Raw genomic sequence first — 11,766 nt, forward strand, 5'->3', positions numbered from 1 at the left:
AGTGCTTGACCGCCAAACAGCACCGCATAATATACAAGTAGATTGTTGCAGAACGTCATGCCGCCATTCTGCGGAGGCTCGTTTCTTTCTCCGGACTGCCGCACGACGCAGCACCCGTGATGCGCCCTCCTGCCGAGAGCTCCTCCCCTGAGCTATCCGAAAACGTCTCAAGAGAATCCTTGCGACAGACCTCGGTATGTCCATGACGTCCATCCTTACAGATCTCACGCCCGCCGTCGCTCTCACGCTACTTCCGCGCCTCGGATACGCCCTCCGGCTCGAGGATTCTTCTTTCAAGAAAAATAAGGTTCTCGGAAATGGCGTCCGCAAACAGCACGGCCGACTTGCCGGCATAGCGGAAGCCCAGACGCCGGTACATGTTTGCGGCGGGCTCATTATTCTCCCAGGTATCCAGGCGCATCACCTCGCAGCCGCGCCGGGCACCTTCCTCCAGCGCAAACCGCACCATGCCCGAACCTACGCCCCTGCCCGCCTGCGAGGGCGGCACGCAGAGCGTATGAATGACAAGCACCTTGTCCGGCTCCGCAGGGTAAAGCCAAGGAATGGAGGCGTACGACTCGAGCTGAACCTGATTGAGAATCATGCTGGCGCACAGTTTCCCGTCCTCTTCCATCACATACAGCGTGCCGTCCTCCACGCCTTTTTCCGCCACGCTTCGTGTCGGATACACGCCTCTCTTCCAGTTGGTACGACTGCCGCGCTTCTCCTCAAACGTGAAAAGCTCCTCATAATGTCGCTCCACCGCATCAATGTCGCGTTTCATTCCTCTGCGTATCATGCCCCGTCACCTCCTCAATCATGCTTCCCCAAACATCCTTCCCTCCGGACAATGCGCCGCCGGGCGCATCAGCCTTCCTCGCCTGATCAGGTCGCCTCGCCGGCAGGCCCCCTGAATGCGCACCATGTCGCATCCCGGCCAAAACCGTCATGCTTCATCGGCCTTTTCCTCCGCCGGGGCGTACGGACTACCAGTGTGTTCCTGCGCCCCGGGGCGGCATGCCGAAAGACCGCTCCTGCAACCGGAGCCGGACGCGGCATCTGCGCGGCCTTCATTGCCCCGCATGCAATGACTTTTCGGGAAACTCAGCCCGGATGGGGGAAATTTTAACCAGAAATCCCCGCGGAACCTAAGGAACCGCGGGGATCGTTCATCGTTCTACAGATTTCTGCCGCAGCACTTCTTGAACTTCTTGCCGCTGCCGCAGGGGCACGGATCATTCCGTCCCACCTTCACGCCGTTGTAGAGGTGATGCTCTTCCTTCACCGCGGACGCTCCGCCGTCACCCATGGCGGCGGGATCGGTCTTGTGACGGAGATTCAGCGGCGGCTCAGCCTTGGGCTGCCCGGCCGGCTCCTCCGGCTCGGGAGCCTTTTCCGGTTCCGCAGACGCTTCTTCGGCAGGCTTTTCTTCCGCAGCGGGAACGCCCGCTTCTTCGACAGGCTGCACCGCGTCCCCCTCGCCTTCCGGCTGCGCCGCGTCGCCCTCGGCATTCTCCGCAGGCTCGGCTTCCACACGCTTCATGCGCACATGGGTAAGCGAAGTGAGCGCGCCTTCATGAATGCGGAAGAGCATTTCCTTGAACATGGCCAGACCTTCGCTCTGATATTCACGCTTGGGATCTCGCTGAGCGTAGCCGCGCAGTCCTATGCCTTCACGCAGATAGTCCATGGCGCGCAGATGATCCTTCCAGCAGCGGTCGAGCGATTCCAGCAGGAAATAGCGCAGAATGTCGTTGTATACGGGCCCGGCCTCCTCGCGCAGCTCCTGGAATATCTTCTTTACGGCCTCGAGAGACTGCTCGCGGGACGGAATGGCGCTCATGGTCATCTCGGGCATGGCACGCGCGATGTTGAGCGTTTCCATGAGACGGCTGTTCACCTCGGCGCACATCTGGGCGTCGGGAGCTTCCTTGATGGCCTCCACGGGCTGATAGATGTTGTCGAGCACTTCGTCGACGAAGTCGAAAAGCACGCCTTCCACATCGGGCAGCTGCATGAGGTCGCGGCGAAGCGTGTAGATGACCTCGCGCTGCTGGTTCATGACGTTGTCGTAGTCGAGCAGCGTCTTGCGTATTTCAAAGTTGTGGCCTTCCACGCGCTTCTGGGCGTTTTCAATGGCCTTGGACACCATGCGGTTCTCAATGGGCTCGCCTTCCTTCATGCCCAGCTTTTCCATGAGGCCGGAAATGCGTTCCGAACCGAAAAGCCGCATGAGGTTGTCTTCCAGCGAGAGATAGAAGCGGGAGGAACCGGGATCGCCCTGACGGCCGGAACGACCGCGCAGCTGATTGTCGATGCGGCGGCTTTCATGACGTTCCGTGCCGAGGATGTGCAGACCGCCGAGTTCCTTCACGCCTTCGCCGAGCACGATGTCGGTGCCGCGGCCGGCCATGTTGGTGGCGATGGTCACATGTCCCTTCTGACCGGCCTGCGCCACGATGGCCGCTTCCTCGGCGTGATGCTTGGCGTTCAGCACGCTGTGCGGCACGCCTTCCTTCTTGAGCATGGAGGAAAGAAGCTCGGACGTCTCAATGGAAATGGTGCCCACGAGCACGGGCTGTCCGGTCTTGTAGAGTTCCTTGATGGACTCGATGATGGCATGGTACTTCTCGCGCTGCGTGCGGAAGATGAGGTCGGGCAGATCCTTGCGGATCATGGGCTTGTTGGTGGGAATGGTGATGGTTTCCAGATGATAGATCTGATCGAATTCCACGGCTTCGGTCTGCGCCGTGCCGGTCATACCCGCCAGCTTGTCGTACATGCGGAAGTAGTTCTGGAAGGTGATGCTGGCAAGCGTCTGGTTCTCGGCTTCGACCTTCACGCCTTCCTTGGCTTCCAGTGCCTGATGCAGGCCGTCGCTGAAACGGCGGCCGGGCATGAGACGTCCCGTGAATTCGTCGACGATGACCACCTTGCCCTCGTCGCTCACGATGTAGTCCACATCGCGCTTGAAGCAGTGATGCGCCTTGAGCGACTGAAGAATGTGATGCTGATAGGAAATGCTCGCGGGATCGAAAAGGTTGTCGATGCCGAGAATCTTTTCGCACTTGGCCACGCCCGCGTCGGTAAGCATGGCGGTCTTGGCCTTTTCGTCAAGCGTGTAGTCTTCCTCGGCCTTGAGCTGGCGAACCACGGCGTCCATGGCCTGATACAGTTCGGTGGATTCGTCGCTCGCACCGGAAATGATGAGGGGCGTTCTGGCCTCATCGATGAGAATGGAGTCCACTTCGTCCACGATGGCGAAGTTGTGGCCGCGCTGCACGAGCTGCTCGGCATAGAACTTCATGTTGTCGCGCAGATAGTCGAAGCCGAACTCGTTGTTGGTGCCGTAGGTGATGTCGCAGGCATAGGCGGCCTTGCGCTCATCATCGGTCAGCCCCTGCACGATGACGCCCACGGAAAGCCCGAGGAAGTTGTAGAGACGGCCCATCCACTCCGCGTCGCGGCGGGCAAGATAGTCGTTCACGGTGACCACGTGCACGCCCTTGCCGGAAAGCGCGTTGAGCACCACGGGCAGCGTGGCCACAAGGGTCTTGCCTTCACCGGTCTTCATTTCCGCGATCTTGCCCGCGTGCAGCACCATGCCGCCCACGAGCTGCACGTCGTAGTGACGCATGCCCATGACGCGGGAGGAGGCTTCGCGCACCAGGGCGAACACCTCGGGCAGCACGTCGTCCAGCGAGCGGCCGCCGTTCTGCACCTGATCGCGGTATTCCGCGAGTTTTGCGGGGATCTCCTCATCGGAGAGAGCTTTCATCTGCGGTTCAAGGGCGTTGCACTTCTTCAGCTTGGAACGCAGGGAACGGAGATAGCGTTCGTTGCGGGTGCCGAATATTTTGCCGATCAGAAACTTGATCATGGGTATCTCCAGAAAAAGTCGTTGGAACAAGGCAGAAGATAAGTCATGCCTCTCTGTTTGGCAAATGGTCAACCACCCCTTTTTCTCATATTTTGCCGACAGGGAAAAATTCTCCGCCCCGCCTCCGGAAAACCGCGGCATGAGCGACGGTGCAGCAGCCGCGGCAAGCTCACGGTCTGGACAAATCGCTCCGCATGATTCATGATGACGGGAAGCCTGCCCGCCCTCGGGCACATGGTGTGCCGGGCCTCCGGGCGTCTTCCGTTCGCTTCAGGCAGAAACCATGTCCAGACCCTATCGACCGCTTTTCGCGATTTTGTGCCTTCTGGCCGTCTCCGCCCTCGTTCTCGGGGGCTGTTCCACCAGAAACACCGGTTATCAGAACGGCCGCTATCGGGGCACCAGCGCCTACACGGTACGCGGCAAGACCTACTACCCCCTCAAATCCGCGCACGATTTCGTGGAAACCGGCGTGGCCTCCTGGTACGGCCCCGGATTTCACGGCAAAAAGACTTCCAACGGCGAGCGCTACAACCAGAACGCCATGACGGCCGCCCACAAGCTCTTGCCCTTCGGCACGCGCCTTCGCGTCATCAATCTGGAAAACGGCCGAACCACGGAAGTGCGCGTCAACGACCGCGGTCCCTTTGTCGACAGCCGCATCATCGATCTTTCCCGCGCAGCCGCCAGGGATCTCGGCATGCTCGGCAAGGGCACGGCGCGCGTTCGTCTCATTGCTCTGGAAGACGGGAGAGAGCCGTCGTTCTTCACGCCCGACGGCGACATGCTCGGCCTCTTCTACGTTCAGATAGGGTCCTTCCGGGAACGCCCCCGGGCCGTCAATCTCGCGGACTTCATGCGCACGCAGGGCTACGGCTGCCGCATCGCCACGCACGACGGCAACGATCTCAACTTCGTTCAGCTCGGTCCCTATCACTCCCGTTCCGTCGCCGAAAAAACCGCCCGTACCCTGAGCCTCAGATATCGCGGCCTTTTCGTCGTTGCGGAATAACATCCTTCCGTCCACGCGAGCTCTGGAGATTCCATGCCTCTGTCTGCCGAAGTTCCTCATGAAAAAAAATCCGCGTCCGGCGGTTCGGTGCTCCGCCTGAATGACGATGAGCTGGCGCTGTGCGCAAAATCCTGCGTTCTGCTCAGCCGGCAGATAGGCATAGGCTCCGCCCTCACCTATCTCTTCGGCATTCTGAGTGAACACTTTCCCCTCACTCGCATCTTCTGCGGATTCCGACGCTACAAGACCTCCATCTTCACTCCCCTTGCCGACACGCTCTCCGACACGCACAACCGCGTGCGCACGCTGGCCACCACCAACTTCACCCAGGAACAGATCAACCTGCTCATGGGCTCGGACTCCCTGCGTCCGTACACCATCAACAACGCCTTCATGCTCAAGAACGTTCAGACGAGCCTGCGCGAGGAGGATCTCGCCTCCTATCTGCGCATCCCGCTCTTCACCGTGGGCGAAGCGACCTTTCAGCTCATCTTCTGTTCCAACATCGCCAACACCTTTTCCCGGGAACTGGTGGACAAGCTCCTGCTGCTCACCGCACCTCTCGGCGAGAGCCTGCGCGAAGACTTCATGAACAAGGGCGACATAAAGCCCGCCGAACGCATAGGCAATCCCGGCGGCAGCGCCTCCAACCGGCTGCGCGCCACCAAGGGCATGCACGATCTCTACACCCAGATCAAACAGGCCGCCTCCACCGACTGCACCGTGCTCATTCTCGGCGAAACCGGCACGGGCAAGGAACTCGTGGCAAACGCCGTGCAGGAGCTGTCGCTGCGCTCCAGCCGTCCCTTCGTCAAGGTCAACTGCGGAGCCATCAACGAACAGCTCGTCGACAGCGAGATGTTCGGTCATGAACGCGGCGCCTTCACCGGAGCCTACGGCGCGCATACCGGCTATTTCGAGGCCGCCAACGGCGGCACCATCTTTCTGGACGAAATAGGAGACCTTCCCCTCTCCATGCAGGCCCGCCTTCTGCGCGTGCTCGATCAGCGGGAAATCCGCAAGGTGGGCAGCGCCCACGCCATACCGCTCGACATACGCGTCATCGCCGCCACGCACCGCGATCTCATGAGCATGGTACGTCAGGGAAAATTCCGCGAAGATCTGTGGTACCGGCTCAACGTCTGCGTGCTGCACGTGCCTCCGCTCAGGGCGCACCGCAGCGACATCCCGGCGCTCGCCAGACTTTTTCTCATCGAAAAGGCCACAAGCATGGGCGTCAATTTCCCCAGTCTCACGCCTGAGCAGCTGGAAAAGCTCTGTCAGCACGACTGGCCCGGCAACGTGAGGGAACTCGAACACCTCATGGAAAGACTGCTGGTCCGGTTCAAGGGAAGCAGCTTCAAGTTCGACGACATCCTGAGCAGCGAACTGGAACAGATACACAAGCTGGACAAAACGCTGGCCGCCGCGACTCCGCCATCCTGCGAGTCCCGTTTCGTCTGCCCCCTCGCAGCAGGCGCCGTCCCCTCAGGATCGGTCGTCCCCTCGACAGATGAGACATGGAACGGCCCGGTCGCCCTGCGCAATCTGCTCCGCTCCTCTCCGTGGCCCTCGCTCCGGGAACTCACGGAAAGCTACATCGACGACGCTCTGCGCCATACCGGCGGACGCATAGGCGGAGACGACGGCGCCGCCGCACTGCTCTGCGTTCATCCCAACACGCTGCGGGTACGTCGCCAGAAAAAAAAGAACGCCGAATAGCCTCCGACGCGGGACCATGCAGCCGCCGTGTCTCTTTGGGCCCAAAACCGCCCGAAGCCATGACCGGGGGAAAGCTCGTCTCCCGACTTCAAAACATTCCGAAAGCTCTTGCCTTCCGGGCAGCGGCCTTCTGCGCCGCAGCCCAGACTCTCCGGCATGACGGGCCGCCTCCTGTCCGCCGCTCCCCCGCCTGAAAAAGGCGTCCTCCCCTCATGACCTGAGGCGCCTCAAGCTCCCGCCGACATCCGTCCGGCATGATGCCGTGCCTCAGCGGCATATAATCATGGATCTCTCATACCCTTTCCTCTACACACAAGGCACTCCGGGCATGGCGCCATGCTCCTCAAACAAAACAGACGAATATTTTTCGGGCCCTTGCAGAAACTGAGCCTCCGTGTGCACCACGGTCATGAGCGAAAAGCTCCGACCGGCACGAATCCTGCGCACGGCCGAAGATTCTCACCGACCTTTTCGTCGCCGAACATCAACCGTCTGAAGACGCCCGAGGGCATCCTCGGCAGCCCGCGGGCTACGCTCTCGCAAAAATATGAAACGGTGACCGGCCGCCTGCCCACCTCGGCAGAACAAGCCGACTCAACCGACGTCCTGCCGTGAGAAAAACAATACGGATCTTCCGTCGAAACATCATTCAATACTCTGTAATAACATAATTTTATACATATTTTTCTTCAATTTCAGGCCGACATTTTTAAAGTGGAAATTTCATCGTAATTTTGATAATTTTTACTGTCAGTCAATATGACAGTAAAATTTTAAGCAACGGACGTCTCCCGAACAAAACGCCGAAGCATCATGCACCTTCCCCCCAAAAACGTCCCGTCTCCTTTCATGCAGGAAGAACTTTTTATGTTTTTTCAACGTATTATAGAATGGCATGAGCTTCCCGTTCTCATCGTCCGCTCTCAGGTCGACGGCCGGAGCCCGACGCGTGTCCGGCAGGCCTCCTCCTGTGGCGAAGAACGCCCGGATGCCGTTGTCAGACATCTGTGCCGCACCGCGTCGACAGAAAAAGGGGCTCCCTCGAATGAACTTTTCCTGAACGGCCGTCCCGGACCGTTCTCGTCCGCTCTTCGGCCGGCAATCCCTCATCCTTCAAAATCCGCCGAACATCTTCGGCTCCGTCATCAGTTTTTGCGGCATCACGCAAGACCGGCCGTCAGAGGCGCGAGGCTTTACCGGATGCGCCCTGCCGCCATTCCTTCCAGACCTCAACACACAACGGCAATCTAAGGAGATACCATGAAAGGCATACTTCTTGCCGGAGGAAGCGGCACGCGGCTTTATCCGCTGACGCGGATCACGTCGAAACAGCTTCTGCCCGTGTACGACAAGCCCATGATCTACTATCCGCTCTCGACGCTGATGCTGTTCGACATCAGAGAGATTCTCATCATCTCCACTCCTCAGGATACGCCCAACATCGAACGGCTTCTCGGCGACGGCTCCCAGCTCGGCCTGAAGCTCTCCTACAAGATTCAGCCGGAACCCAAAGGCATAGCTCAGGCCTTCACTCTGGGTGCGGATTTCGTGGCTGAAGACGACGTATGTCTCATTCTCGGCGACAACATCTTCTACATGGGCAATCAGATGAAGATCTACCGTCGTGCCGTAAAGCAGAACACAGGCACACGCGCCACCATCTTTGCCTACCATGTTTCCGACCCCGAGCGTTTCGGTGTCGTGGAGTTCGACGAGAACCGCCGTGCGCTCAGCATTGAGGAAAAGCCCGAACATCCCAAGTCGAACTATGCCTCCGTGGGACTGTACTTCTATCCACCGGACGTGTGCAAAAAGGCGGCAATGCTTTCGCCTTCCGCACGCGGAGAGCTGGAAATCACCGATCTCAACAACATGTACCTTTCCGAAGGCCGCATGAGCGTGGTGCCCATGGGACGCGGCATCGTATGGCTGGATGCCGGCACGCCGGACTCGCTGGCCGACGCCACACACTTCATGCAGGTCATTGAAAAGAGGCAGGGGCTCAAGATCGCCTGCGTGGAAGAAATAGCCTTTGCCAAGGGATTCATCAATGAAGAGCAGATGCAGCATCTCATTAATGACATGAAGAAAGGTGCCTATCGCGAGTACCTCATGAAGGTACTGGAGGAAAAGCATGAACTTTACTGACAGGGGGAAAAATGAAGCCTAATACGGAAATCGTCAAATTTTCCGTGCATGGTGACGAACGGGGTTCTCTCATTGCTCTGGAAAGCGGAAGCGACATACCGTTTGAAGTCTTACGCGTGTACTACATCTACGGCACCCACAGCGACACACCACGCGGGTTCCATGCGCACAGACACTTGAAGCAGATGCTTGTAGCCGTTTCAGGGTCTGTCACCGTCTCGTGCGAATATAATTCACAGAAGAACCAGTATCATCTTGACTCGCCGGACAAGGGATTGCTGATCGAAGGCCTCGTCTGGCGGGAAATGTACGATTTTTCGGAAAACTGCGTGCTCATGGTTCTGGCCAGCGAACATTACCATGAGGAAGACTACATACGCAGCTATGACGCATTCAAAAAGGAACAGCTCGCATGATACACCCTCTGTCCGATGTTCAAAGCCGAAACATTGGTGAAAACACCAGCATCTGGCAGTTCTGCGTAGTGCTGCCCGGTGCACACATAGGCAGTGGATGCAATATCTGTTCTCACTGCTTCATCGAAAACGACGTGATCATAGGCAACGACGTCACCGTCAAATGCGGCGTTCAGTTATGGGACGGCATCACCGTGGAAGACAATGTCTTCATCGGCCCCAACGTCACGTTCTGCAACGACAGACATCCCAAATCAAAAAACAGAGATTTCAAACTTGAAGGGATCATCATCCGTTGCGGCGCTTCCATAGGTGCCAATGCAACCATTCTTCCCGGAATTGAGATCGGAGAAAATGCCATGGTCGGCGCCGGCTCCGTCGTGACGAAAAACGTACCGGCAGGAATAACTGTAAAAGGGAAATACTAAAGCCTTACCTGGCACAAGAAGGGCTTGGTACTTTCACATTGCACTGAAATACTTCATGTATTAACGGTCTGGAGACCATTATGGCAAAAATATTAATAAGCTACTACAAGTTACAGGAAAACGATATAAAACGCCCTGTCAGTATCATGGAAGGGCTTGCAAAAAGTTTTTCTGAATGTGGAAATGATGTATTATATATAAATACATCTATTTTTAACAGCTATACATCAAATACAGTTAAAGATATACATATTAATAATTATATAAGCTCTACTGTAAGCGACTTTTCTCCTGATCTTATAATCACATTTAATCATAGAATACCTCAATGTATTCTTGATGAGTGCAATGCACCTGTTGTCATTTATGATGGCGATAATCCTCATTACTTCTGCGATCAAGACTATATACTTTCTCATTTATCAAGATATAAAATATTTTCAATTGTTGATAAATGGATAGATGATTATATAAAACTTGGATACAATGAAAAATTAATACATTACATGCCAATGGCAACATCAATAAAAAGCAGTATAAAAGATCAGTGTAATATTTCTTTTCTTGGTATGCGTTTTTTCTATAGTTCAAAATATATAAATATTATTAAAAAACATAACTTTTATAATAATTTTTCATCCATGATGGATGAATTCTACACAACAAAAACATATGATTATGCAAAACTCTTTAAAAAGTATTTTCCTGAAATATACTATAAAGAAGGTCTGGAAGAAGCCGACCTTTATCCTTTCTTTGATATCCGGGCAGCCGTACTTTCCTCTCTCACAGAATTTGGTTTAAAACTCTGTGCCCATAACGGACGCTGGGAATTTCTGGATACCACATTTCCCCAGCTTGCTGCCAGCTTTGATCCGCAGATCGTCTGGTCTCTGCAGGAAGTCAGCGACTTTTACAACAGCTCCCGTATCTCCTTGAGCCCCATGCATCCCCAGGCTAAAGGCGCAGGTTTTTCATGGCGGGTATTTGACGTGCTTGCCAGCAACTCCTGCCTCCTTTCCTCCGAGAGTTCGGAACTCACGGAAATGATCCATGACTATGTCGACCTGCCGGTCTTTAAAAGTCCTTCGCAGGCGAACAGCATTGCGCGAAAACTTCTTGACAATGAAGATTACCGTAAAAAAATTGTAGAAGGATGTCAGCAATTTGTAGAAGATCATGCACGTTGGGTACACCGATTCCGTGAAATGGAAAAAATACTTGACATGCCTCTGGTGAGCGAGCCCGGCTGCAAACCTGGCACAGTATGTCACTTCTATGACGATTCTGTATTTATGGATCTTGTAGCGAATCAAAAAGACACAGAAGAAAAATCCGACCATAACGGAGTTGTATTTTATTTAAAAAAAGCTGCCATTTACGCCGAAGCCCTTACCGTTCTTCCCAAAAAAGAAAGAGATTCCTTTCGCAAAAGAAAGTTATCGACACTTTATCAGCATCCAGACTGTTTCTTCACTGAAGAACAGAAAATACGACTGCGCTCTTTTCTTATTATCTCTCATAAGAAGCGAAAGGCCTGGCGGCAGAAGCAATATGAAAAATTAAAGAACAGCAAATTTTTCAACATTCAGGCAGCCTATCCTGAACGTGTCAATGAGCTGGCATCCCGCCATACTCCCATACGTATTGGATTTTTTGTCATATTCAGCAGCGTTTTTCCAGCTGCACCACTATATCATAAAATGGAAAATGATCCTCATTTTGAACCATTCATTGTCGTCATTCCAGATATAAGTCGTGGATTTGATAATATGATGGAAATGATGAACAAAACTTATAATGATTTATCAAAATCATTCAGTAATGTATTTCTATCATATAATTTTGATACTTTAGAGTTTGAAGACTTTAAAGATAAGATAGATATATTCTGTACTGCATCTCCATACGATTACATGACATACAAATATTATCGGATTGACTATCTTCACAAATACTGCCTTAGTATATTCTTCAACTATGCCTTTTCTGCTCTCAGTTTTGTCCATAATGTTATAAGAACTCCATTTATGAATATTGTATGGAAAGTATTTTTGGACACAAAAGAAAGCATGAAAGATGTTGAATCAATACAACAAATTTCAGGAATAAATGCCGTTGTTTCTGGATATATAAAAATGGACGAAATGAAAAATGTAA

Annotated in this window: 8 protein-coding genes; 6 read left to right on the forward strand and 2 right to left on the reverse strand. The window is 54.3% G+C overall.

The window, feature by feature from the left end:
• Window positions 1–247 precede the first annotated feature (247 nt).
• Both QZZ60_RS07330 and secA read right to left on the reverse strand, forming a co-directional pair.
• A complete protein-coding gene (locus QZZ60_RS07330; RefSeq protein ID WP_295639950.1) occupies window positions 248–799 on the reverse strand; it encodes a GNAT family N-acetyltransferase in 552 nt (183 codons plus the stop codon).
• Between the two features lie 378 nt (window positions 800–1,177).
• Window positions 1,178–3,880, reverse strand: coding sequence for a preprotein translocase subunit SecA (gene secA, locus QZZ60_RS07335; protein WP_295639952.1), 2,703 nt, complete (start codon window positions 3,878–3,880; stop codon window positions 1,178–1,180).
• 283 nt (window positions 3,881–4,163) lie between these two features.
• On the opposite strand from secA, the gene QZZ60_RS07340 reads away from it, so the two are divergent.
• From QZZ60_RS07340 to QZZ60_RS07365, 6 genes are all read left to right on the forward strand, one after another.
• Entirely contained in the window at window positions 4,164–4,892 is a 729-nt protein-coding gene (locus QZZ60_RS07340; RefSeq protein ID WP_295639954.1) for a septal ring lytic transglycosylase RlpA family protein, read from the forward strand.
• Between the two features lie 33 nt (window positions 4,893–4,925).
• Entirely contained in the window at window positions 4,926–6,614 is a 1,689-nt protein-coding gene (locus QZZ60_RS07345; protein ID WP_295639957.1) for a sigma-54-dependent Fis family transcriptional regulator, read from the forward strand.
• Between the two features lie 1,260 nt (window positions 6,615–7,874).
• Window positions 7,875–8,762 (forward strand): glucose-1-phosphate thymidylyltransferase RfbA, encoded by an 888-nt coding sequence (rfbA, locus tag QZZ60_RS07350; RefSeq protein WP_295639959.1) that lies wholly within the window; start codon window positions 7,875–7,877, stop codon window positions 8,760–8,762.
• Window positions 8,763–8,773: 11 nt separating this feature from the next.
• On the forward strand, window positions 8,774–9,178 hold the full coding sequence (locus tag QZZ60_RS07355) for an FdtA/QdtA family cupin domain-containing protein (protein WP_295639961.1): 405 nt from the start codon (window positions 8,774–8,776) through the stop codon (window positions 9,176–9,178).
• Window positions 9,175–9,606, forward strand: a complete 432-nt coding sequence (locus tag QZZ60_RS07360; RefSeq protein WP_295639966.1) for an N-acetyltransferase — start codon at window positions 9,175–9,177, stop codon at window positions 9,604–9,606. The genes QZZ60_RS07355 and QZZ60_RS07360 overlap by 4 nt, the downstream gene beginning before the upstream one ends.
• Window positions 9,607–9,686: 80 nt before the next feature.
• Window positions 9,687–11,766: glycosyltransferase (locus tag QZZ60_RS07365; RefSeq protein WP_295639969.1), on the forward strand; the 2,080-nt coding region annotated here is incomplete at its 3' end.

Origin of the sequence: uncultured Mailhella sp. (genome assembly GCF_905187505.1) — a bacterium.
GTDB lineage: Bacteria > Desulfobacterota > Desulfovibrionia > Desulfovibrionales > Desulfovibrionaceae > Mailhella.